Source organism: Massilia sp. CFBP 13721 (genome assembly GCF_014842025.1).
Taxonomy (GTDB): domain Bacteria; phylum Pseudomonadota; class Gammaproteobacteria; order Burkholderiales; family Burkholderiaceae_D; genus Telluria.
In genome coordinates, this window is sequence record NZ_JACYUY010000031.1 from 1 (window position 1) to 25,087 (window position 25,087).

18 protein-coding genes are annotated in these 25,087 nt (G+C 59.2%); 13 read left to right on the forward strand and 5 right to left on the reverse strand.

Annotated features, from left to right (window positions below; translation table 11 throughout):
- The first annotated feature begins 86 nt into the window (after positions 1–86).
- Positions 87–644: a site-specific integrase gene (locus IFT60_RS22640; RefSeq protein WP_229511104.1), complete on the forward strand. Its 558-nt coding sequence runs from the start codon at positions 87–89 to the stop codon at positions 642–644.
- Between the two features lie 61 nt (positions 645–705).
- Here the strand turns inward: IFT60_RS22640 and IFT60_RS22645 are convergent, their stop codons facing one another.
- From IFT60_RS22645 to IFT60_RS22655, 3 genes are all read right to left on the reverse strand, one after another.
- On the reverse strand, positions 706–2,403 hold the full coding sequence (locus tag IFT60_RS22645; protein ID WP_192056023.1) for a DUF927 domain-containing protein: 1,698 nt from the start codon (positions 2,401–2,403) through the stop codon (positions 706–708).
- A gap of 8 nt (positions 2,404–2,411) precedes the next feature.
- Entirely contained in the window at positions 2,412–2,687 is a 276-nt protein-coding gene (locus IFT60_RS27120) for a helix-turn-helix domain-containing protein (protein WP_374001257.1), read from the reverse strand.
- A 250-nt stretch (positions 2,688–2,937) separates the two neighbouring features.
- The gene (locus tag IFT60_RS22655; RefSeq protein WP_192056027.1) at positions 2,938–4,119 is read right to left on the reverse strand and encodes a tyrosine-type recombinase/integrase; all 1,182 of its coding nucleotides are present in this window, start codon (positions 4,117–4,119) and stop codon (positions 2,938–2,940) included.
- A 536-nt stretch (positions 4,120–4,655) separates the two neighbouring features.
- Between IFT60_RS22655 and IFT60_RS22660 the strand changes: the two genes are divergently transcribed.
- The 6 genes from IFT60_RS22660 (at position 4,656) to IFT60_RS22685 (ending at position 10,268) form a co-directional block, all read left to right on the forward strand.
- A complete protein-coding gene (locus IFT60_RS22660) occupies positions 4,656–4,916 on the forward strand; it encodes a hypothetical protein (RefSeq protein ID WP_192056028.1) in 261 nt (86 codons plus the stop codon).
- A gap of 25 nt (positions 4,917–4,941) precedes the next feature.
- Positions 4,942–5,466, forward strand: a complete 525-nt coding sequence (locus IFT60_RS22665) for a hypothetical protein (protein ID WP_192056029.1) — start codon at positions 4,942–4,944, stop codon at positions 5,464–5,466.
- Positions 5,467–5,483: 17 nt separating this feature from the next.
- Positions 5,484–6,041 carry a hypothetical protein gene (locus IFT60_RS22670; protein WP_192056030.1) on the forward strand — a complete coding sequence of 186 codons (558 nt, stop codon included), beginning with the start codon at positions 5,484–5,486 and terminating at the stop codon, positions 6,039–6,041.
- Between the two features lie 18 nt (positions 6,042–6,059).
- Positions 6,060–6,797 carry a hypothetical protein gene (locus IFT60_RS22675; RefSeq protein WP_192056031.1) on the forward strand — a complete coding sequence of 246 codons (738 nt, stop codon included), beginning with the start codon at positions 6,060–6,062 and terminating at the stop codon, positions 6,795–6,797.
- 596 nt (positions 6,798–7,393) lie between these two features.
- Positions 7,394–9,589 (forward strand): DEAD/DEAH box helicase, encoded by a 2,196-nt coding sequence (locus IFT60_RS22680; RefSeq protein WP_192056032.1) that lies wholly within the window; start codon positions 7,394–7,396, stop codon positions 9,587–9,589.
- A gap of 1 nt (position 9,590) precedes the next feature.
- A complete protein-coding gene (locus IFT60_RS22685; RefSeq protein ID WP_192056033.1) occupies positions 9,591–10,268 on the forward strand; it encodes a DUF2290 domain-containing protein in 678 nt (225 codons plus the stop codon).
- A gap of 381 nt (positions 10,269–10,649) precedes the next feature.
- Here the strand turns inward: IFT60_RS22685 and IFT60_RS22690 are convergent, their stop codons facing one another.
- On the reverse strand, positions 10,650–12,821 hold the full coding sequence (locus tag IFT60_RS22690; protein WP_197986434.1) for an NAD(P)-binding protein: 2,172 nt from the start codon (positions 12,819–12,821) through the stop codon (positions 10,650–10,652).
- A 961-nt stretch (positions 12,822–13,782) separates the two neighbouring features.
- On the opposite strand from IFT60_RS22690, the gene IFT60_RS22695 reads away from it, so the two are divergent.
- The 6 genes from IFT60_RS22695 to IFT60_RS22720 all read left to right on the forward strand — a co-directional run bounded on the left by IFT60_RS22695 (position 13,783) and on the right by IFT60_RS22720 (position 21,484).
- Entirely contained in the window at positions 13,783–16,446 is a 2,664-nt protein-coding gene (locus tag IFT60_RS22695; protein ID WP_192056034.1) for a bifunctional diguanylate cyclase/phosphodiesterase, read from the forward strand.
- Between the two features lie 125 nt (positions 16,447–16,571).
- Positions 16,572–17,972, forward strand: a complete 1,401-nt coding sequence (locus tag IFT60_RS22700) for an L-cystine transporter (RefSeq protein ID WP_192056035.1) — start codon at positions 16,572–16,574, stop codon at positions 17,970–17,972.
- Between the two features lie 110 nt (positions 17,973–18,082).
- Positions 18,083–18,847, forward strand: coding sequence for a histidine phosphatase family protein (locus IFT60_RS22705; protein WP_192056036.1), 765 nt, complete (start codon positions 18,083–18,085; stop codon positions 18,845–18,847).
- A gap of 6 nt (positions 18,848–18,853) precedes the next feature.
- On the forward strand, positions 18,854–19,816 hold the full coding sequence (locus IFT60_RS22710; protein ID WP_192056037.1) for an NAD(P)H-hydrate dehydratase: 963 nt from the start codon (positions 18,854–18,856) through the stop codon (positions 19,814–19,816).
- A gap of 350 nt (positions 19,817–20,166) precedes the next feature.
- A complete protein-coding gene (locus IFT60_RS26865; protein WP_192056038.1) occupies positions 20,167–20,646 on the forward strand; it encodes a hypothetical protein in 480 nt (159 codons plus the stop codon).
- 355 nt (positions 20,647–21,001) lie between these two features.
- Positions 21,002–21,484: a hypothetical protein gene (locus tag IFT60_RS22720; RefSeq protein WP_192056039.1), complete on the forward strand. Its 483-nt coding sequence runs from the start codon at positions 21,002–21,004 to the stop codon at positions 21,482–21,484.
- Positions 21,485–21,843: 359 nt separating this feature from the next.
- Here the strand turns inward: IFT60_RS22720 and IFT60_RS22725 are convergent, their stop codons facing one another.
- Positions 21,844–25,086: an efflux RND transporter permease subunit gene (locus tag IFT60_RS22725; RefSeq protein WP_192056040.1), complete on the reverse strand. Its 3,243-nt coding sequence runs from the start codon at positions 25,084–25,086 to the stop codon at positions 21,844–21,846.
- Position 25,087: the final 1 nt, after the last annotated feature.

Here is a 25,087-nt window from a genome sequence, read left to right on the forward strand (position 1 = left end):
GTCATGTAAACTCCTTCGAAGGTGAATTATCCACCTATCGAGGTGTCCGGGGGCATTAGACCACTACAAACCAACGGCAGCGTTACTTGTCGGACCGTGAACTCCGTTCGTTTCTGACCGCTCTGGACGAGGAACCGAACCGCCCGTTGGCCGACGCGCTGCGCTTCCTACTCATGACCGGTGCGCGCCGCAGTGAGGTGCTGAGCGCCCGCTGGGACGCGATCGACCTCGACAAAGGGCAATGGTTCCTACCGCACACCAAAAGCGGCAAGAGCAGATTTGTCTTGCTAAACGATAGTGCGATCGAGTTGCTTCGCCAACGCGATAGACCTGCTGGTCATGTTTATGTGTTCCCAGGCAAGAACGTGGGTGAAGCCATCTGCAATCCGTACAAAGGATTCAAGCGAGTGCTGAAACGGGCGGGCATAAGCGATCTGCGTATTCATGACCTGCGACATAGCTTCGCTAGCCTGGCGATTAACAATGGAGCAACATTATATGAGGTGCAACATTTACTCGGGCACTCTGATAGCAAAACTTCAACTCGATATGCACATATGGCCTCGGATAATCTCCGTAAGGCCAGCGCGCAGGTATCGGCTGTGATCGCCAAAGCCCAGCCGCAAGCTGGGCGATCAACGTAAACGAAAAATCGCTCAAGCAAGCACTTGAGCGATTTTTTTTCCACTAGTGGATACACGTGTCTCAGGCAGCGCGTTGATTCATTTCCGGCCACACCCGTTTGCTGAAAAGCGCATAACCCCGGAACTGACCGTTGCGGAAGCGGTGCACGTGACGTCCCTTTTGTTCCTGCTTCAGTGCGTTTAATCCGTTCAGCTCATTCAACATACTTTCCGCGTCTTCGCCAAACTCACGGTCGAACACGTCCTTCGGAAAGACAATGTAGTTCTCGTCGACGAACGCAACGACCTCGGATTCAAGATCGGGCTTGCCGAACTCAACCTTGTCGATATTCTCTTCAAGAAAGCGACGAACACGCTCTAAAGCCCCAGCTCTCGCACCCCACCACAGCTCGGTGACCAACTTGATAGCAGCATCGATTTTCTCCAGCGCGCCTTGATCGAAGACGCCGGCCGCTACTGCAATGCGACCAGCCACCACAGCGGCAGCGAACCTCTTTACTACACGGCGCTCGCCAGGGCCACAGTCCGCAGGCAGGAGTTCGTCCTCGATGTCATCGGACATCGCTAATATCTCGCCGAGTTGCTCCGGGTTGTCACAGCAAAACTGGATGATGGACTCGACAGGTGTACCGTACTGCTCACTGCAGGCGCGCTTGAGGTGACTCGTTGCAGCGTTGAACGATTTGAAGGGTTCGTAGCAGTTCAGTACGCCAACATCCGTAACCGGAACGTCAATAGCCCGGTCAGCCTCACCACCACGCATCGGCCGCCCAATCTTCGCGATCAACTCATAGATCGACTCTTCCGCCGACGTGATGACGTTCAGTTGCCAGCTTTCGCGGTATGCTGCTTTGCCGTCTGGCCTGAGGCGAATCTTGGCGCGTCCCGACGTCAACCCGTAACACATGTCGCGGGTAACCGCCGCGCTCGCTTCAGTCAGCTCATCGAGCAGCACGGGTGCAGGACTGTACTGGCCAAGTAATGGCTCGTAACCGTTCATGGTGCCGTGGAACCGCGAGATGTAGGCAGGATCCTCCGCCTGAGCTCCCTGGGCCGGATCGATGGCATTTCCGAAGACGCTTGCGGCACCTTGCAATGCAGTCGTCTTGCCAAGGCCCTTCCCGCCAACTAAATTAACGATGCTCGAACTCAGCCTAAGGTGGGCCAAGAAAAGGCTCGCAATCGCGTGACACGTCGTGTACAGCATGATCGGGTTGTTAACGATCAGCGTACCGATTTGTTCGCGCCAGGTGTCCAGGTCCCCACGCGAGTACATCACGGCGGTGTTCGAGCACTCGAACCAATACGCGTCAGCATCGAGCCCACTTGCAGCGATCAACTTGCTGCCCGTGAAGTATCCGCGACGCCCAGCGATCCAACCCGGCCTCTTTACGAGTTCGCGAGGGCCGCTTTTTCCGAGCTCACTTGCTGACGCTACCAGATACTTGGAAACATGCGACGCATTGCAGATCACGATGCCCCGCTCTCCAAGAATCCCACAGATTTCCTTCTGGTTCGACAGCGTCGATGCCTCTACGCGGACCATACACGGCGCCAGGAAGTGGACGTGTGGTATGACCGCAATTGCATAGCTGACCGTTTTCGAGGTGTGGTCAAATACAAAGCCGGCCACATATGCCTCGCCCATCATGACGGGAAGTTGTTTATCTTTTGCCTGATCGAACTGTACTGAACCGTTCTGAATGAAATATTTGCCGACTTTACCTCTCGGCGCAGTCGCACTGCTTGGTTTGTTCATCTTGCTTCCTATACGTCTTTTTTCGACTCGATCCACGCGGCCACGTCGTCGCTCGCGTACCGTACTGCCCTCCCCACCTTGACAAATGGGATTTGTGGCCCCAGTCCGGTGGAACGCGCTTTCTCCAAAGTTTGCGGCGCAATGCGCAACATGGCCGCCACCTCCTTCGTCGTTAAATAACTGCTCAGTCTTTGCATTGCATGCTTCCCGTTTGGTTGCGTTAAAGAATCCAACGAAACCATCATAGGACGATCCGCAATACAATAAAAGTCCTTGAAAAACATAGCCTTACAGAGTAAATCAAAAAGTCGGACAAGCCTGCGCCCTAGGTGTTCCTAGGCTCCACGCGCGCAAAAAGATTGCATCCAGAAGTTTCGTTCGCGCGTCGGAAAATCGGCTTTGCGTGCCTGTACTTCAGCCGGGCAAGCCGATTTTCTTGCCCTTTTCCAGCGCTAAAAGCACGACCTCCGAGGGCGCGAAAAGGCGAAAATATTTTCGCCTTGTTGCTCGAATGCGACATCTGAGTTCATCATTTCACATGAGCTCACCGACGAGATTGTTCGCATCGATCAATGCTCGGTCCTGGAGGTGTGCATATCGTGCAGCCGTGACCAGGGGCGACGCGTGGCGCAGCGCCCTGGACACGGTATATAAGGGGACGCCCGCGTTGACAGCCATCGAGGCCCAGTTGCGACGCAAGTCATGGATCGTAAAGCCAGTGATACCTGAGCTTGCGCAGATACGCTCGAACGCCTTCGCGGGCCTCGTCATAGGCTTTGCTGGGTCCTTGCCAGGAAAGAGGTACCCGGCCTTTCGCTTTCCGATTACCTGACGCAGCAGATCCACCGCTGCCGAGCTGAGGCAGATATGCGCGGCTTTCCCCGACTTGGTCATGGGCAGATACCAAACACAGCTATCCAGATCGATGTCTTCCACCTTCGCTGCCAACGCTTCGCCAAGCCGTGCGGCCGTCAGGTAGAGCAGCATGAATAGCGATGCGGCAGCCCGGTTGGTCTCGTGCTCGCAGGCCGACTTGAACGCTAGCCGCTCGTCTGCGCTGAGCACGCGGGTGCGAATGTTCTCCTCCTGAAGCGAACGGATGTGCTTGGCAGGACTCTTCGAGAGAAGATCGTTCTCGACTGCGTGGCGGAACATCGCCTTGATCAAAGCGAGGTAGCGGTTAACCGTCGCGGGCGACAAGCGCTCGCGCTCCAGCAGCCTGTCGAGAAACGCGACAATGTCCGATGACTTGATCGCCGCCAAGGGCATGTGACCAAATTCACTCAACAGCCGGCGGTCGACCTTCTGAACGTCATCCTTGATGCTGCGCTTACGAGCCCTCTCAGCCGGATAATAATGATCGAACCAAAGCTGGCTGAACGTCAGGCCCATACGGCTGGGCTCGCGCGGATCGATGCCCTGCGCTGCCTGGAGGCGCGCAGCCGCGCATGCGAGCCGGGCCTGCTCGACCGGAAACTGGGAGCTGTAGTCTCCGAGCGCTAGTGAGAGGCGCTTGTTATGCAGCGTGAAGCGCGCACGGAAATTGATGCGTCCGCTTCGATACATCACAGCGATCAGCCCGACGCATTTCGTGTCGTAACAATCGAGCTGGGCCTTGTCGCTATTGGCAAGGAACGAGGCCGAACCATTAATAAGGCTGGCTTTTGTAAAGCAAAACTTCGTCGAAAAATGGTAGGTATTTGTCTCTGGCGGCATGTTGATAGTCCTCTACTAGGACTACCGGGATCAACTATAACCAACCACCGCCTGCACCGCATCCCGTTCAGTCAAGTTCCGTCAAGGACGAGCGCGATTTGCAGCGCGACTGAGCGTTGATTCAGTAGTTGCCCGCCCTAGAAAATCATGACTTCGGGGATCAGGAACTTAGTTTGGCTGCCGAACATTCACCGTAGGGTCAGCAGCCTTCTTGAAGCGCACGTGCAATAAGCGGAAGGCTCATTTGCGCCATCACGAACTATATGGGGGGGGCTCGTCCTGCCGGGTATCTTGCCGGGTATCTTAGCCATGTTCCCCCGTAACGCCATGTCAGCGTCCTCGCATTGCGCGTCCACACCTCATGAACTGAATGTTTGGCTGTGCAGATGTGCAGGTCGGCGGTTAGGTGCCCGAACGCCGAAGTGAGAAGTAATTCAGGCGTATATTATTTTTTTGCAGTAGCTATCTAAAGCCCCTTGTCCGATCGCAGGACAAGGGGCTTTTCCATTTCAGCGTAACCCAAGGAGTCATGAGCAATGAAGAAGTCCACCGCAAACCCGAATTCGCAATGGTCGAGCAAAGCGTTCCTAGAGATGCCGCTGACGACGCGGCCGAGTAACTTCCCAATCGAGGTGCCCGACCTCAAACAGACATTCCTGCCGAGCAGTCTGGACTTGACGTTCACACTGAGCTTCAGGCGCCAGCCAATTAGTAGCGACGAGCGTTCCCGCACTTTCACCCGCATCTCCAGAGGCCCAGGCCGCGTATCGGTCTGGGCCTTGTCTTATCCCATCTAGTCACACGACCAGCAGAGAAAGCAAAATGAACCAAACAGATACAACCAGCATCAACGGCGCCTCTACCGTCAAGACCGCCAAGGCCCCTAAGCTGGGCAAGCACGCTGAGGGCGCAATCCACTACCAAATCTTGACCGACAGTGAGCGGAAGCAGCCGATGTTCCAGATCATCGGGAACGAAGGCGGCGGCTACTACAGCAAGGAAATCTTGGTATTCGATGACGTCGAAAGCTGCCTCTCCCTGCACCCTCCAGAGCAGCCCTTCCCTTCCAAGCTGCTCCAGGCGGTGTTCATGGGCCGCTCAAGCAATAACGCCGGATTCCTCGCCGCTATCTTGCGCGCCGAAGGCTTGCTTGCCCTCGCACCGGACACCGAAGGCCGTCACGTTATAGCCGGCGATTGGACAGCCTGGAAAGCGTCCATGCTCGATGAACCTGGTCACCCGGTCGACGCTAAGCCGGCGGAAAAGGAAGAGAAAACCGACGCCAACGAACAGCTGGCGCTTCCTAGCGACGACGAAAAAGTGGCAACGCGGCGTGGCAAGAAATAGGCTGCCCAATCCGAACCATGGCTGACAATGACTCGACAGACCGCGAAACCGTGCGGTTAGTGCGCTACCTGATGCGTGCGCCTCACTTGTACATATTCGGCGGCCTGCTAAAGCACATCATCTGCCCGACGGTACATCCCGACTTCACCGATATCGACCTGATAGTAATCGATCTGCGAGCACTGGACGACCTCCGAGACGACTTCGAATACGTGTTCAAGGAACTGCCCAGAACCGGAAACGGTCCGCGCTACTTCATCGGCAAGTCTCGACGAAGCGACAAGGTAATCCAGTTTGTGCTGATGCGGTCCCACCTCCACGCAATGCAATTTGCCGTCGAGGGGCCGCAGTACGACATCGATCGCGTCGCGTACAGCAACGGTCGCTTCTACTTCGATGCCGGTATTGGTGGGCCGGCCATCAGGGCCGCCATCCAGGCGAAGCGAGCCAGTCGCGTTACCGCACCGCGCAACCTGTCCCATTTCGCCCCCCACCGTCCAATGATCGAGCAGAGGCACAAGCTCAAGCTGCTGCGTAAGGGCTTCACGATCATCGACTGCCCCATCCCCAACTAATAGCAGAAAGACTACTTAATGACTGCCACAATTTACACAACCAATGAAGCGATGGACACCGTCCGTGCAATCAAGGATCTCGACTACTACGACCGCTGCTGCCTGGAAGACAGCGAGGAGACCGACCTCAGGCGAAAGGCTGGCTATTATCTGAAGACTACCCACGAGCGGTGCCCTGCCCCGTTGCCGGAGAACGCTGTGTTCATTGCAGCCATTCGGGCCACTGATGCAAACTACTCTGAACGGGTGAGCTTCCCAGAAAACCTCCGGGGCTGTGTCTTCGAAAAAGCCCCTCAACTTCCCCCTCGCTATAAGGAAATCATTAAATACTGGTCCGGGGAACCGCTGAATACGAATGCTGGTGGCGCTGCCTACTACCAGAACCCGCTCAACTCTTACACAATAGACTTATCGGCTCTCGATGCAGCACACGAGGCGGGCAACTACAGCGGTAACGTGGCCGTGATGGATGCCCTCCTGTCGGAAGGTGTGGTTGTCCACATCGTCGGGTTAGGGAAGATACTTGGCAATGCTCCAGATGACGGTTTTGTCGAAATCGAAATTCGCGTGGACGAGTCGCTACTTGTCCTCGACAACCCCGAGTTCCTAACGGGCAAGCCATACAACGGGCAGACAGGCGAACGCTCTGAGCCCATCTTCTTGAAGGTATCGGACATTCGCCGGTCCCCAGATCCAAACCAAATTTTCGTGGACGCGCTACGCTATGAGGAGCTCGACTACGGCTTCTACTACTGACGCTGTAGAGGTGTGCAGCGTGTGCAGGCTGCACAGAGGGCGTTTGCCCTCTTGACCTTCTACGCACGTACATGCCGAATGCACTGCAGTGGCGTAAATTCAGGCTCCCTTAAGTGCAATCGTCCTGATCTCGTCCCGCCCAAGGTCAGCGGAGTTCTCTCTAACAAGGGAGAGTGAAATCGCCGCTGCCGCACGAAAAATGGTCCAAGTTGACGAGCTGACCGATTGCTCTGAAGGGTCCTCTATGATCTGGTCGAGCATCGCCTCGACTTTCCCCAGCTGCAACAGCGAAGACGTACTGTGCTTGCAGCCGCTTGCGCCGGTCGAGACTCATCATGAAATACGGCCTGCTTCCTGCCCAAAGTAGGTTTGAACCGTTCGCTGCGCTACGTCGAGGCAGGCCACGCAGTAGAGCGGTACCCTGACATGCGAGCATGGTTTCCCAGGTTGAGAAACGGCGCTCAGCGAGATCAGGCACGGGGGAAGATGCCTCGGCTCTCGAGCTTCTACAGGCCTGAGAAGGGTCATATTATTCTTGAAAATCTGCACCTTGAGTGACATCATACTGAACTTGCATCTGAACATCAGTACCCAAAATGCCAAAAAAATTCGAATATTTAGCTGGTTCGCTAGCACTTGAGCACTTACCGTTTCACACACGAGCCGCCGAACTCATAAGACGCGAGTTCGTAAATTGTGAAGGGTACTGCGCCTATCGACTTACTACATTGGGCAGAGCATCAGATGAAGAAATTCCCTCTTTTCTAATCGTCACGCGCGAGCATGGCGTAATTTTGCTAGACTTGATCGAAGAAAGGGTAACGAACCAATTTGAAGGTGTGGAATCCTACTATTGGGATTTTGAAAACTCGCACCGCTCTCCAAGTCGCTTCTTGACTCTTGAGCTGTATACGGGAGACCTAATCAGCCGCCTTAAGAATGACTTGGCCCTCTACGATAGAAAAGCACGCAACATTACCGTTCCAATTACAACTTGCGCTGTATTTTGCGCGAACGATATCGCTGAAGTGAAATCATGGCCTGAATTTTCGGAAATTGCAGATATCGATGTAATTCATTTTAGCGATCTGTCTCACTGGCTTAATTCAGTGCCGCAAGAGTTTCAATGCGACGAAGAAAAATTGGGGCGTATACTATCGCTGCTTGAAGGAACTTTTGTATATGGCGTAAAGCCGAGCTTAGTGGTTAATCCGCCGCTAGTGACGAAAAACGACTTTATTCAAAGCTCTTTGCAAACCGTATTCAAACAAGACGATTCGCAACGTGTTGCGTCACTACAATTGCCGCCGGGACCGCAAAGGATTCGCGGGTTAGCAGGGACCGGCAAAACAGTTGTCCTCTCCCTCAAGGCCGCAATTTCACATAAAAGGTTTCCTGAGTTTAAGATATTGTACTTATTCAATACTCAGAGCCTATATAACCAGATTCAATCTTTAATATCCCGCTACTACACTGTCGAAGCTAAAAAAGCACCAGACTTTGACGAACATGTGCATGTACTCCACGCCTGGGGCGGAAAGCAGCGTGCTGGGCTTTACTCAAAGCTCTGTGAAGAGTATGGAATCACACCACTAACCTGGACCGATGTTCGCAGTTCCTCTGATGGACTTGCGACAATTTATCGGCGCTTCCTTCAACAAGCGGGAAACGCATTGGAGCCGATCTACGATTTAGTTCTCATAGATGAGGCCCAAGATTTGCCTCCAGAACTTTTCGAAACAGTGTACAGAATTACAAAAGGTGGGCCTGAAGAAAAGCGAATCATCTGGGCCTACGATGAGTTCCAGTCTTTGCGCGATGTAGATATGAAGGGACCGTCAGAATTATTTGGGAAAAATGAATTAGGTGAGCCAAATCTACCGGATTCACTTCTTCAAGGAGAATACGAAGGCGGCATTGCTAAAGACTTTGTGCTTTCCAACTGCTATCGAACTCCTAGGCCGATTTTGATGGCAGCACATGGGGTTGCTCTCGGACTCTACGCCCCCAAGAAGACTGCGATGTTCTATAGTCCTGGGGATTGGACTGCACTCGGATATCGTGTGGTAGAGCCTCATAGTTTGATGATCAATCCCGGCGATCAAGTTACTCTGGAACGTCCAGATGAGAACAGCAAAAATAAGCTCGAAAGATTATTACGAGAAAGCGAACGGGATCCGAAAGAGTTGCTTCAATTTATCCAGTGCTCGTCGGAAGAGGAGCAATGGCATAGCGTTGCTAAAGAAGTATCAGTGGTGATCAGAGAGCAAGGCGTGGCCCCAGAAGAAGTAATCATCGTAAATCTTTCAAGTGGTCGTGATTCAATGTTGGGAATGCAGCGGGCGTTGACTTCGCAGGGGATAAAGTCAGTTTTACCTGGATTTTTTGAGAGCGCAGACGTTTTCAAGCCAAAGGGTTACGTAACAATCTCAACAACTTTCAGAGCAAAGGGCAACGAAGCCAATATTGTGTTCGTTATAAACGCACATAAGGTGTCGAAAGACGTTACCCTAAGGATGAGGAACGCATTTTTTGTGGCGGTGACTCGCTCACGAGGGTGGTGCTACATTGCGGGCATCGGCGACGACATGAAATCTCTTGTTAGCGAACTGACTTCTATATACCAAGATTTTCCAGCTTTTCACTTTGTGTGCCCATCTAAAGATGAGTTGCCGAGCCGTGCGCTGCTAAGCATGTCTGATAATGAACTCAACAAGATGCAGGAAATTGTTGAATTGATGAAGAAAAATCCTGAGCTAGCTAAGGCAATTAGGCAATCAATGGATGAGTAGGATGAAGTTCGCTGCTATTAGCCAAAATATTCAGTATATTCGACAGAGTCTGGCATCAGTAATCCAGATTGATAACATCGAAATTCAAGCGAATGAGAAGGCAGTAAGTTGGTCGCCTAGGATACCAGGAATTCGGGCGCGAAAGTATTACCCGCTCGAGTATCAGTGGCTACTCGATAGGCAACAATACTCGCTACTCCTTTCTGATGGTTCGTTTTTTCAAATTTACTACCGCTTTGATGACAATGACAAATTATTGTCAGGAAGGCTTGCATATTTCCCTCCTCCTGTACCGACTGAAGAGGACGCTGAGGGGCTATTGGATGGGGCAGCATTAGCGGCTGACCTTGACAATGTTGAGGTTTTTGAGCATTTGTTTAATATCGTTGAGCTACTTGAAAGTCATAAGATACACCCTGCGAACACTGGACACTTTCGGTTCGACTATGATCCTAGTGCAGCTGCAGCTCACTCAGCGTCACATCTTCAGTTTAGCGGGGTTAATGATATACGCATCGAAGCTGATTTCTTTCCGATGCCAGCCGCCTTTATCCAATTAGCGTTGTCGGCTAAACCGGCATTTACTGAGCTCTCAGAGGTCTGTTTGAATCACTCAAAACATAACGCCCATGTATTGGAAGGGGGAGTGATGCATATTTCCCTAAGGCATATCACCTAATTTTTTGAGCAGCTTCCACATCTGGACTAAGCGGTTGGTGTGCAGGATGTGCTGGGTAGGCGCGCTATCCTCAAAAATCCACTCGTAGCTGACGATTGTAGTCTTCAATCGGTGGATGGTCCCGGTACGAAAAAGTTTAATCGTGCGCCCGTCTGCGGATATCGCGAATAGATTGTCGAACGCTGCGTCTCTTAAATCTTTCCCCTCGATGATACCTGGACAGGACAAAAAGTTTCACTGGCATTAGGGAAACAGAAGACCGGGCTGGTGCTGCAGGAGGAATGGCGTTCACATCGAGTCGGTCTTGAAATAGGCTTTTTACTAAGGCCAAGGCGCCACGAAGACGCCTTTTCTATACTCAGCCACGCGCGTATTCTTGACTCATCGGTTATAGCGCTCGTCAAACTCAAACTCTTCAAGGCCTATAAAGTCATTGAGCAAACTTGCGTTTTCTTCCGGGAAATCGCTCTTGTAGGCATCAAGAACTCTCTGCAGTTGCTCGCGTTGCGGGAATTGATTGAGATAATCTAAATCGATTGCTCGCAAGAAGGCCTTTATCACCTCACTATCCAGATTGAACAGTGCTTTTTTGGCGGCTGGCGCTCCGTAGATGGCATTGGACCGCGATTGATTGATGAGCACGGATACATATCGCGAATACAACCGTGTAGGAATCACAGTATCAACCTCGACCAAGGCAGGCACTAACACATTTACCTCGCTAAATTGGTCGTTGTCGACGATATCGAATATATCCGAGAAAAATGCTCCAAGCAGATCCTCGTCTAACGTTTGCAAGACTTCTGCGCCAAGTGCTAATACCTGGGCTTTACGTACTGCCGACTTCCGGAACAATGCATCTTTCACCAACTGCGACAGGTACGGCCGTAATTGATCGGCGCTGAAGTCTGATGCAGACAGAAGCTGTTCAAATGCTTTCAAGCCGCCCTCTTCTGTCAGCGCACTCGTACCAAGTGAGTCCAAAAGGAAATTACGTTCCTTGGATTCAAGCTGGTTGATCTTACCTTCCAGGCCCGTCACCGCGCCCCTCAGCAGTTCGTCCCGCAATAGCCTTGCTTGCATGCCGATCGCGGTCCGTTTGGCTCCGAAGCCTGTAAAGGCGACCGTCGCCTTCGCTAAAGGCGGTACCGCCTCGTCAGGTTGCGGTGCCGCAGGCTTGCCCCAGAAATCCTGCGGCCACGCCGGTATACGCGTTTCATCCAAGGCATTTCGTGCACGGAGGATAGACTCGAACTGCTGATTCGAATGCGGGAAATCCCTTCCTAATGCTGCTTGCGGGCCATGTCTGATTACCAGCCGATCGAATTCGCGAGTAATTTCGCCCGAATCAGTTTTGAATCGGGCGGTCAGATTGGGTTCGTGTCCTTCGACCGAGAGTAATTGGCCTGGGAGGATGGTGATCGCGGCATCAATTTTTAAAAGTCGTGATACCAAGAAGCGATGAAGGATCGATGAGTTATAAGAAAACGGCCAGTCGGGGAAATTGAAAATGACTTGTGTATCCTTGCGCAGCTTGCTTTGTAGATGAGCATCGAATTCGGATGTCACTGGCAGATTTTTGTATGCAAAATACATACTTTCGGAAGGATCGGCGCCAGTGCAAATAGAATTTTTTGCATCCGTTTCAATATCTTTCAGCTTCGCGATGACCCCATCGAGGCGTTGCAGATCGCCAAATTCCTTAATAAGGTCCTCATGCCGAAAATCGACGAGCCGCAGGCGCAACACGTCGATCAGTCCGCCATCACCATTGCCGGACACCAGATATTTGGTGGGCGCCGTGCGCACTTCAATCTCAGGCTGGTGCAAGGAATCGTCGCGCCAATATGAGCGCAGGGGTTGGAGAAGCACCGATTTTTCGACGCCGAAACCAACGGCCAGGATCACAATGTCGAACTGGGGTTCATCGATGTCGCCTGAGGTAACCGTGATGCGCCGTGTGCCGTTCGGGGCGGGCGCCCTTAGCATGACCGCAGCCGATGCATGGGTGATTATGCCGTGGGTCTGGACATGCGACGACCACTCGGTGAGCAAGTCTCTTGCAATCTGGTCTGCCGTATTAGCGCGCCAATTCATGAAGGGCAGCGAGGTGGCGTCCACCAAAGCGTGCTCATGCGGCCAGTCGTAAATATTCGGGTGCAGATGCCGCGTATGACATCCTCGCAGATTGTGCAAAAACTGCGGGTGACGCTCGAAAATTGTGACGTTGGCGTCTAGCTTCGCCGCTGCAATCGCTGCCGTCATGCCGGCGATGCCGCCGCCTACAACGGCCACGCGCGACGCTACCTTGTCGAGCTTACCCGTGGCCTTCAACGCGTACAGCAAATTCAGCGCACGGATCTGCTGTGAGTGTATGGTTACACGACCTTCATAGGAACCAAGCACATAGACATTCGGCTCGGCTGGCACGGCCGTGTGCTGCAGAATCGTCGTCGGCGAAGCAGGCGATGGTGAGATGGGGTCTGAAGGCTTGGCGGATGTCGCATCGCTCGCCGCCAACGGTGGATTTTGCATAGTGACTAGTTTGCGCATGAAGGAATTGCACAAACAAGGAGTTGAGATGTTGGCAACTTTATAGCGAATTTTCCTGGTTTGCAAGGAAGAACGTAACGCTCAAGGAAGCGCTGCTGTATTCCCTGTTTACAGACGCAGGATCTGGCCCAAGCTGATATCTTCGATTAGATAGGAGTCTTTTACACTCGAGCCAGCCGCCACAGCCATGTGCTTTCACGAATAAACTCAACAAAACCACGACTCCGACCGGAGGCGGACCGGAGGAACCCGCCACCGCATGGCTGGTATCCGAGCAGGGCCTCCCTTCCGAAATCGGTCAATCGAACGCGCTCCTAACACCGTGATGGCCTCGAAAGCCAACCCTGCACTCTGCTGGCGTGCTGGTGTGCAGATGCCTCCACATCGCAACGGCTCCCTGATGATTGACTCGGCCTGCCATCGCGAAGAGAGGTTCTGGTCGCTCTCTGGTCGGGGCTACAGACAATACGGTCAAACAGAATCCATCAGCGTCAAGTTGCAACCCTGCTCAGCCTAAACGTAGTCATTCACTCATGAGTCTGGCGGAGCAAGGAAATGCCTCGCGCAGCGGGATATAATGCCTGGACCGAGCCCGTGTAATCGCGGCTGCTACTGGCACTTTTAATCCGTTGGTCGCAGGTTCGAATCCCGCACGGCCTACCACGAATACACAGGAAGCCCACGAATTTCGGTTCGTGGGCTTTTTGCATTTTCGCGTTTCTTACGGCCGCCGCCCCGTCGCGCGGCAGATTCCGCACGGCTTTCCGTCCACGCCCAGGCACTGCCTGCGCACTGCTCAGTTCTGTTACATGCCGCGTACGCGCACCTTGCTGCATAATCTGCACAAGGCAACGCGACAAGGCAGCCCTTGTCCGGCAGAGGGTCCGGACGCCCGCCGTTGCCTCACGCAACACGCCATGACCAGGATTCCACGCCCACGAGGCAGATCGATGCGCCGACCATGACATCACGCGGTCCATCCCCGCCAGCGGCCAGGCCGCCGCACCCGGGTCCCCGTTCGCTGATCAGCCTGGGCACCCTGACCGCACTTCTCATGCTGGCGCTGGTGCTCGGCACTGCCGCCATGCTCAAGGTCAGTTACCAGGACACGGTGCGGCAACAGAAAACCACCCTGCGCAACCTGTCCATCGCGTTTTCGGCGCAGACGCTGATCGTGGCGCAAGCTGTCGATGAAGCGATGCGCGAGGTCGAGCGCAGCGACATCCCGTCGTCACGCACCGGGCCGGTGCGCCTGGACGACGCCGATGTGCAGGGCGCGGCGCGCGAGTACTTGCTCGGCCTGTACGTCTTCGACCGCCAGGGGCGCTTGCTGGCAACGGCCATGTCCTCAGGCGCGGCGCCTGCGCTTCCCGCCGACGCTGGCCAGCCTGGCGCGGCGCTGCAGGTGAGCATTTCCGCGATCGATCCGACTACCGGACGCGGCATCATCAACGTCGTGCGCCCCTGGCGCGACGCCGCCGGACGGCGCCTCGGCTCGGTGCTGGCGCAAGTCGATTCGGAGCGTTTCGAGCGCATCTACAGCCTGGTCGAACTGGGCGCGGGCGGATCGGTGACGCTGCTCCACCGCGACGGCACGATGCTGGTGCGCGGCCCCACCCTGCCGCACAACATCGGCAAATCCTTCAGCCACACGCCGCTGTTCCGGCGCTACCTGCCGCATGCCGGGCGCGGCGCCTTCGAGACCGTCAGCCCCGTCGACGGACAGGTCCGGCTCTACGGTTACGATGCCGTCGGCAACTATCCGCTGGTGATCATCAGCGGTATGAACAAGTCGGTCGCGCTGGCTTCGTGGTACGGCAGGCTGTGGACGGCCGTGTCGCTGCTGGCCCTGGTCTGCATGGTGGCCGTGTTCCTGGCCTGGCGCGTGGCGCGCGATGCGCGGCGCCAGCAAGCCCTGATCGCGCGCCTGGAAGCGAGCGAGGCGCGCGCGGGAAGGAGCGCCGGTTACCTGGCGGCGATCCTGAACGCGGTGCGCACACCGATCTGGGTGCTCGACGGCGAGCGCCGGCTGGTGATGTGCAACGAGGCCTTCGCGCGCTTCGTGGGCCGGCCACCGGCGGAGATCGCCGGGCATGCGGAAGCGGAGCTGTTCGACCCTGACGGCACCGCCGAACGCGAGCGGCGCTATGCCCGCGTGCTTGCCAGCGGCCGCGCCGAGGAGGCGCCCGGCACCGTGAAAGACAGCAGCGGCGATGCCCGCACCGTCATCCAGCAAACCTCGCCATTGCTCGACGCCGCCGGCCAGGTGCAGCTGGTCAGTTTGCTGACCGACGTCACCGAGCGCGAACGGGCCGAAGCGCACCTGGCCTACCTGGCCAATTTCGATGCACTGACCGGGCTGCCGAACCAGGCGCACTTCCGCCACTTGCTCGGCGCCGAGCTTGCCGACGCCGCGGCCAGGGGCACCCAGCTCGGGACGCTCGTGGTGTCGCTGGCGCGCCTGCACGAAATCAGCGACCTGCTTGGCATCGACGCCGGTACTGCCGCCTTGCGTGAGCTCGGCTCCCTGTTCCAGTCACAATTGCCGCGCGCGGCCGGCGTGGCGCGCATCAAGGACGGCGAATTCGCGCTGGCCGTCCACGCCCACCACGGCCGAGGCGAGCTGGAGGAGTTCGCGATCGCGCTGCACCGGCGGCTGTCGCAAGCCCTGAGCGTCGACGGACGCGAGTTCTTCGTTGGCCCGCGCATCGGCGTCTCGGTGTTCCCCGAGGATGGGCAGGACGCGGACGAGCTGTTCCGGCGCGCCGACAGCGCCCGCAACCGCAACGGCCTCGAGGGCGACACGATCCACTTCTTTTCCGAAAGCGCCCAGTTCGACCTCGATGAGCGCCTCACGGTCGAGGCGCAACTGCGGCGCGCGCTCGAACGCGGCGAGCTGCGCATGGTCTACCAGCCGAAGGTGGCAATCGGCTCCGGGCGCATCGTCGGTCTCGAGGCGCTGCTGCGCTGGAACAACGGCAAACTGGGCGACGTGTCGCCGGTACGTTTCATTCCCCTGGCCGAACGAACCGGCCTGATCGTGCCGATCGGCGCCTGGGTACTGGAGCAATCCTGCCGCCAGGTGGCGCACTGGAATGCCGCGGGGGCCGGGCTGAAAGTATCGGTCAACTTGTCGCCGCGCCAGTTCGACCGGAAGGACCTGATCCCGATGGTCGGACGCTGCCTGCGCGACAGCGGCATCGATCCTGCCTGCCTGGAACTGGAAATCACGGAAACCGCCCTGATGGGCCAGGGTGGCGAAGTCGACGCCCTGATGCATGCCATCCGCGCACTCGGGGTCGAACTCTCCATCGACGATTTCGGCACCGGCTATTCCAGCCTCGCCGCGCTGAAACGCTTCCCGGTGCAGCGCCTGAAAATCGACCGTGCCTTCATCCGCGACCTGGGCCGCGACGACGACAGCGCCGCCATCGTGCGTTCGATCGTCAACCTGGCGCGCAACCTGAAGCTGGGGGTGGTGGCCGAGGGCGTCGAGACCGAGGAGCAGTTGGCGATCCTGCGCGGCCTTGCCTGCGACGACTACCAGGGCTTCCTGTTCAGCCGGCCGGTCGAGGCCGATGCCGTGCCGGCGCTCGTCGAGCGCAACCGCGCGGTGTTCGCCTGAGCCGCAGTCAATCCCTGCGCAGCTAATCCCTGCGCAGGTAATCCCTATCTTCTGCGCCTCCCGCCGTTTGCCTTTAAAATGCCATAAGTTAATTTCCGTATCACTCTTGTATTACTAAGGCCGCCATGACCCTGCCCCTGATCCTGAACCTGGCCGTCGCGCTGCTCGTGTGCGCCCTCCTCTACCGCATGCAGGCCGGCCACGCCTCGTTCACCAAACGCGTCTTCACCGGCCTGGGCCTGGGCGTGCTGCTGGGCGCGGCGCTGCAGGCGATCTACGGGGCGGCCTCGCCCACGGTCGCCGCCACCAACGCCTGGCTCGACGTGGTCGGCAGCGGCTATGTGCGGCTGCTGCAGATGATCGTCATTCCGCTGATCATGGTGTCGATCATCGGCGCCATCCTGAAGTTGCGCGACGCCGCCTCGCTGGGCAAGATCAGCGCGCTGACGATCGGCATCCTGATCGCCACCACGGCGGTGGCGGCGATGATCGGCATCCTGATGGCCAAGCTGTTCGGGCTCACCGCCGTCGGGCTGACCGCCTCGGCGGCGGAAGTGGCGCGCGGCGAATACCTGCAGGGGTCGCTGTCGACGGCCAAGGAAATTTCGCTGCCGTCGATGCTGCTGTCCTTCATTCCCGCCAATCCCTTCCTCGACATGACCGGTGCGCGCAAGACCTCGACCATCGCCGTCGTGTTCTTCTCGGTATTCGTCGGCATCGCCGCGACCGGCATCGCCGCCAAGAAGCCGGCCGAATTCGCCTCCTTCAGCCATTTCGTGCACGTCGCCCATACCATCGTGATGCGCATGGTGACCCTGGTGCTGCGCCTGACGCCCTATGGCGTGTTCGCGCTGATGGCGAAGGTCGTCGCCGGGTCCAGCCTGCAGGACATCCTGAACCTGCTCGGCTTCGTGCTGGCCTCGTACAGCGCGCTGATCCTGATGTTCGGCGTGCACCTGCTGCTGGTGGCCATGAGCGGCCTGAATCCGGCGCGCTTCGTAAAGAAAATCTTCCCGGTGCTGGCCTTTGCGTTCACCTCGCGCACCAGCGCCGGCTCGATCCCGATGAGCGTGGCGACCCAGACCACGCGCCTGGGCACGCCCGAGGGCATCGCCAACTTCGCCGCCTCGTTCGGCGCGACCATCGGCCAGAACGGCTGCGCCGGCATCTATCCGGCCATGCTGGCGGTAATGATCGCGCCCACGGTCGGCATCGATCCATGGAGCGCCGCCTTCCTGCTGCCGCTGCTGGCCATCGTCGTGTTCGGCTCGATCGGCGTGGCCGGCGTCGGCGGCGGCGCCACCTTCGCCGCCCTGATCGTGCTGTCCGCGCTCGACCTGCCGGTGGCGCTGGCGGGCTTGCTGATCTCGATCGAACCGTTGATCGACATGGGGCGCACGGCGCTCAACGTGAGCGGCTCGATTACGGCCGGCACCCTGACCTCGCGCGTGCTCGGCGCGACCAACATGGCGGTGTTTAATAGCGACGCGGAAACCAATCTGGACGGCGAGGAACAAGCCGCCTGAAGAAAAACAACGTTTAAAAAAAGATAATAGTTTGCGCACGGAATCGTGCGCGGACCCGTTGTCGAATCCGTCTATGATGATGTCATGTCAACATCAACGACGGACAGGTAATGGAACAGAAGTGGCCACAGGAAATCTGGCTGATCAGACACGGGCAAAGCGCCGGCAACGTCGCGCGTGACATCGCCGAAGCCGCCGCCGGGCACGAAATCGACATCGCCGAGCGCGACGTCGACGTGCCCCTGTCCGAACTGGGCATCCGCCAGTCCGAAGCCCTCGCTTCCTGGTTCGCCAGCCTGCCGCAGGAGCAACGCCCGAACGTCGTCCTGCATTCGCCGTACGTGCGCGCGGCCGAGACCGCCAAGATCATCATGCGCCGCCTCGAGCGCGAGTCGCTGCTGGCCGTGAATGCCGACGAGCGCCTGCGCGAAAAGGAATTCGGCATCCTCGACCGCCTGACCACGCACGGCATCGCCCACAAATATCCCGACCTGTACGCCCAGCGCCAGCACGTCGGCAAGTTCTATTTCCGGCCGCCCGGCGGCGAAAGCTGGGCCGACGTCATCCTGCGCCTGCGCAGCGTGCTCGATACCCTCAGCCGCGATTACTGCCACGAGCGTGTCGTCATCGTCGCCCACCAGGTCATCGTCAACTGCTTCCGCTACCTGTTCGAGCGCCTCGACGAAGCGACCATCCTCGCCTTCGATCGCGCCGGCGACGTGCCGAACTGCTCGGTCACTTCCTACTCTTTCGATCCGGCCGAGGGCAAGCATGGCCGCCTGGTAGTGCGCCTCGTGAATTTCGTCGCGCCGCTCGAGGACACCGGCACGCCGGTCACGGTCGGCAAAGACGTGCCGTCCGCGCCGAAAGCCTGATTCCCCATGAACGCCCTTCACGCTCCTCAGGCCGTGCATGACGTCACTACGCAACTGCTGCGCGACTGGCCGTTGCCGATGCCGGGCGCCGAGGGCGACAAGGAACAGCGCGGCCACGTGCTGATCCTCGGCGGCTCGCGCGAAATGCCGGGCGCCGTGATCCTGGCCGCCACCGCCGCCCTGCGCGCCGGCGCCGGCAAGCTGACGGTCGCCACCGGCGCCAGCGTGGCCCAGCTGGTGGCCCTGGCCATGCCCGAGGCGCGCGTGATCGGCCTGGCCGAAACCGAGGCCGGCGGCTTCCTGCCCGACGCGGTCGACGTGCTTGATCCGCTGGCCGACCGCATCGACGCCATCCTGATCGGTCCGGGGATGCAGGACGAAGCGGCCGCCGCCGAACTGGTCCACGGCCTGCTGGCACGCCTGCACGGGAGCGACACCGCGGTCGTGCTCGACGCCTGCGCGATGGGCACGCTGCTGCATGCGCCGGCGGACTGGGCGCCGGGCGAAGCCTACCGCTTCGCGCAACCGGTCATCGTCACGCCGCACTGCGGCGAAATGGCGCACCTGACCGGCATCGAGAAATGCGACATCGTGTCCGGTCCCGATGCACGGGCGCTGGCCTCGGCCGCCGCCTGGAACGCCGTCGTCGCCCTGAAGGGCGCGCGCACCGTCATCGCGTCGCCCGGGGGTGAACTGTGGCAGCACGAAGGCGGCAATGTCGGCCTGGCCATTTCCGGCTCGGGCGACACGCTGGCCGGCATCATCGCCGGCCTGGCTGCGCGCGGTGTCACCCTGGAGCAGGCTGCCTGCTGGGGCGTGGCGCTGCATGCGCGCGCCGGCGAACGCCTGGCGGAACGCATGGGTGTGCTGGGCTACCTGGCACGCGAGATCCCGGGCGAGATTCCGGCGCTGCTCGAATCGATCGGCGGCCGAAAAATTGACGGCAATGAAGACAAAAAGGCGCCTTGAAAAAAAGGCATCTGTACCAACCATCTGGCTACGCCGGGGGAACGGTTGAATAGGGAGCTGTTTGACCGGTATCAAATTCCGCATGCAGGATCGCGGAACAAAGCAAGAAGTGCGCAATTCGATGAACTGGCGCTTATCACGACAGTCTAATTTTTACAGTCGAATTCGTGCACTGAACGGGGCCGCGTGTTGCGTCGGTTCCCTGAGGGTTTTGCTAATGAACACGAAAGAAGCGCCGGGTAGCCGGGGTTTTCAAGAAGGTTCATGGTAAGGCCGAACTGGCGCCGTTGTTCTCCACCGCCTCACCTGGAGACTTCGGTACAAAATAGACGTGAACGAGGAGTTAAATAATGAACGCAATCACCAAAGCACCAAAAATCCTGCTGACCGCCGCCCTGCTCGCTTCGATGCTGGGTGCATGCAAGAAGAACGATACGGCTGGCACCGCCGGCGACACCTCGGCAACTTCGCCGAGCTCGACGTCCGGCACGAGCGGCACCACCGGCACCACGGGTGATACCGGTACCGGCGCAACCGGCACTGGCACCACCGGCACCGGCGCAATGGGCACCACGGGCGATGCAACCGGCACCGGCGCAACCGGCACCACCGGCGCGACGGGCACCACCGGCGACACCACCGGCACCGGCGCAACCGGCACCATGACCGACCAGAGCGGCGCCGGCGCCACCGGCACTGGCGCTACCGGTACCTCGGGCACGTCGGGCACCACCGGCACCACCGGCGCTGGCGGCACCACCAACAGCACCGACTCGACCGGCACCGGCTCGGCTGGCGCCGGCACCACGGGCACCAGCACCGGCCGTTAATCGGCGCTGGACTGTCCACAAACCGGAGCCCCACAACGCGGGCTCCGCGTTTTTTTGTTTGGCCGGCAGCTCTTACGCCGGCGTTCCCTGCAGTTCCCATGACACGCAGCGTGTCATCGCCATCCTTGCGGCTGTCACCTCGGCTGTCACCTTGGATTCCGCAACGTCTCCCCGCATTCACGCTTCCCCTTCTCGATTGCAGACCGTGCCCAGCATATCTGCCTGCGCCTGAGTGTTTTGCTTTGTCAAACAGCGCACAGTCACCGCCCACGGTCGCTGCCACAATGCATCCATCCCCGGGCACCGCTTGCCCTGTCAAGCGGCAACGGCACGCCATCGAACCAGGAGCTTCACCATGAACACACTGCAGAAAGTACCGAAAATCGTCCTGACCGCCGCCCTCCTCGCCGCCATGCTCGGCGCCTGCACCAAGAAGGATTCGGGCTTCGGCGGCGCCGGCGATGCCGGGCACGTCACCAGCCGCACCGAGGGCACAGGCGCCGGCTCGGCCGCCGGCGTCAGCGGCGCTACCGGCAATTCCGGCGACACCGGCCTCTCTTCGACCGAATACAACACCAACGTCACGCCGCGCACCGTCGGTGAGGGCGAAAGCACCAAGACCGACAGCCTGGGCGCCTCGGGCGGCGCCAGCGGCTTCGACGGCGTCAAGCCGGTCGACGGCAGCGGCAACACCACCGGCGGCGCCAACCCTGGCGGTGCGCCGATGCAGAGCACACCGGCCGCCGGCACCAAGAGCACCGGCCACACCGGCGACACCACCGGCACCGGCCCAGGTTCCACCAAGCAAGGTTCGGGCGGCGCGGGCAGTATTCATTAAGTCCACCGGCCATAAAAAAGCCCGCTTGCGCGGGTTTTTTTACGCCCAGATTCCGCGTTTGCTAACGCGTGGGCGGCATCAGCGCAGCATGGTTTCACGCCGTTGGGTATAGCCGACCACCCTACGGCCGCGTTGTAGGGTGGACGGGTTTCCCGTCCACGCGTGCATGCGTCCGCGCTCCGCTTGCGTTGCACGCGTGGGCGGCGCCAAGCCTGGCGTGGGTTCACGCTTGTGGGTACAGCCGCCCACCTTACGGGTCTGTTCTAGCGAAAGAAAAAAAGCCGACCAGCCGTGGCAGCAATGTCACGTCGTGAACGAAAAAAAACCCGCTTGCGCGGGTTTTTTTATGTCCAGACCGATCAGACGCCTTCGGTCATTTTCACCACAGGCGCCTTGGCCAGCGGCACCGTCCTGGTCCGGCCGCGGCCTGTCACGAAACGGAAAGCACGCACGATCAGGCGGAACACCAGGCGCACGAAGACCAGCGTCAGGATCGCTTCCACGAAGGTCACCAGGAAGGCCGGCAGCGCGTGCCAGCGTTCGGCGCGATGACGGAACTTGGCGGCCATGCGGTCGCGTGCGATCTCGATGCTGTCGTAGAAGGTCGGCACGACCAGCAGCGTCAGGAAGGTCGAGGTGATGGTGCCGCCGATGATGGCGACCGCGAGCGGCTGGTAGAACTTGCCGTCCGGTCCCAGCGCCAGGGCCACCGGCAGCATGCCGGCGATCAGCGCGAAGGTCGTCATCAGGATCGGGCGCAGACGCATGCGGCCGGCTTTCATCAGCGCGTCTTCGCGGCCATAACCCTCCGCTTCCAGCGCGCGCGCCGCGTCCAGCAGCAGGATCGCATTCTTCGCCACCAGGCCCATCAGCATGATGATGCCGATAAAGCTCATCAGGTTCAGGGTGCCGCCGGTGATCAGCAGCGCCAGCACGACGCCGATCAGGGACAGCGGCAGCGACATCATCACACCCAGCGGCGCGGTGAAGGAGCCGAACTGCATCACCAGGATCAGGTACATCAGGCCGATGCCGCCCAGCAGCGCAGTGGTCATCTCGGCGAACAGTTCCTGCTGGTCTTTACCCGCGCCACCCAGCGCCAGGCCATAGCCCGGCGGGAAGTCGAAGGTCTTGGCCAGCTTCATGGCGTCGGCCGTGACTTCGCCGCTGGAGCGGCCCTGGGCGTTGGCCGAGACCGTGATCACGCGCTGGCCGTCCTTGTGCTTGATCTCGGACGGACCCTTGCCCATGCTGATGCGGGCGATCTGCTCGAGCGGCACCATGGTATTGGTGCCGGCAATCGCGATCGGCAGGCGCTCGATGTTCTCGATATCGACGCGGTCTTCCGGATGCAGGCGCACCGCGACGTCGCGCGTTTCGCCGGTCGGGTCGACCCAGTCGCCCACTTCGATGCCGGCAAAGGCCACGCGCAGCGCGGTGGCGGCGTCGCCCACCGAGACGCCCATCGAGTTCGCCAGGCCGCGGTCGAGCTCGATCTGCAGCTCGTTCTTCGGGTCCTGCTGCGACAGCGTGACGTCGACCGCGCCCGGCACCTGGCGCAGCTTGTCCATGTAGGCCGAGGTCAGTTCCATCAGCTTGCGCGAGTCGGCGCCGGTGAATTCCACCTGCACCGGCTTGCCGCCGCCGTTCAGGTCGTCGAGCACGGTGTACTCGGCGCCGACCAGCGCGGCGACTTTCGTGCGCAGTTCGGCGCCGATCTCGGCGGCCGAGCGGTTGCGGGTATTGCGCTTGCCGATCTCGATATAGATCGAGCCGCCGCTCGGACGGGCGACGACGTCGGTCGCGCGCACCTCGGTAATGGTGTGCGCCAGCGCCTCCGCCTGCTGCATCTTGAGGCGGGCGTACTGCAGGCTCGACGAAGCCGGGGTGCGCACCTCGATCATGATCTTGTTGCCGTCGCCTTTCGGCAGGAAGCTGGTGCCGCCGACCGTCATTTGCAGGGCGATGGCGCCGGCAAAACTGGCCAGCGCGATCACGCCCATCCAGCGGCGGTGGTGCAGCGCCCAGGCGATCACGTTGCCGTAGCGGCTGGCCTGGTGGTCGAACCAGTCGTTGAAGCGCCCCAGCACTTTCGAGATGCCCTTCTTCGGCGCATGGTGGTGGCCCGGAGGATCGCCCCAGTAGGCCGACAGCATCGGATCGAGCGTGAACGAAATACCGAGCGAGACCAGCACCGAGCACGTCACGGTCAGTGCGAACGGCCGGAACCATTCGCCGGACACGCCCGGCATGAAGGCGACCGGAATGAACACCGCCATGATCGAGAAGGTGGTCGAGGCCACCGCCATGCCGATCTCGGAGGTACCGACCAGCGCCGCGGTACGGCGGTCGGCGCCCGCTTCCATGTGGCGCACGATGTTTTCCCGCACCACGATGGCGTCGTCGATCAGCACGCCGATTGCCAGCGACAGCCCGAGCAGGGTCATGAAGTTCAGGGTGAAGCCGCATAGCCAGACGGCGATGAACGCCGCCAGCACCGAGGTCGGCAGCGACAGCGCGGTGATCAGGGTCGAGCGCCAGGAATTGAGGAAGGCGTACACCACGAACACGGTCAGCACCGCGCCGAAGACGAGCGACTCGATCACGTTGTTCAGGCTGCTTTGCGCTTCTTCGCCGCCGTCGCGGGTAATCGTCAGTTCGGTGCCCTTGCCGAGTTCCTTGTTGATCTTGGCGACTTCTTCGCGCACCTTCTTGGCGATCGACACGGTCGAAGCGTCACGCGAGCGGATGATCTGGATGCCGACGTTCGGATTGCCGCTGTGGATCGAAGCGCTGTCGATGTCGGCGAAGCCATCCTGGATCTCGGCCACCTGGTTCAGGCGCACGATGGTGTCGCCATTGCGCTTGACGACGATCTGGGAAAAGTCTTCCGGACGCTCGATGCGGCCGATCAGGCGGATGCCCTTCTCGTCCATTTCGCCGCGCACCTTGCCGACCGGCGCATTGGTGTTCTGGTTGCGCAGCGCGTTCGCCACTTCCGACACCGAGACATTGTATTCACGCAGTTTTTCGGCGCGCAGCAGCACCGACAACTCGCGCCGCAGGGCGCCATTGACGTTGACGGTCGCCACGCCGTCGATGGCGCGGAAGCGGTCGGCCAGGTCGTCCTCGGCCAGGCGCGACAGTTCCGAATGGGTCTGGCCTTTGGACGACAGCGCCAGTCCCATGATCGGCTGCGACGACGGATCGACGCGGCGCAGGATCGGCTCGCGCATCTCCGTCGGCAGCTTGTAGCGCACCGCCGAGATGGCGTTACGCACGTCGTCCGACGCTTCGATCAGGTTGCGGTCGAAGTCGAACTGCAGCACCAGCGTGGCGCTGCCTTCGTTGGCATACGACTCGACCTCGGTCACGCCCTGCACGCTTTGCATCTGCTTTTCCAGGCGGTCGATGATCTCGCGCTCGCTCGTCTCGGGCGAGGCGCCCGGATACGGAATGCTGACGACGATGACAGGAATCTCGACGTCCGGGTTCTGGTTGACGCGCAGCTTGGACAGGGCCAGCAAGCCCATGCACATCATGCCGAGAATCAGCACGATCGTGGCGATCGGCTTCTTGACAGAGAAATTGGAAAGGAACATG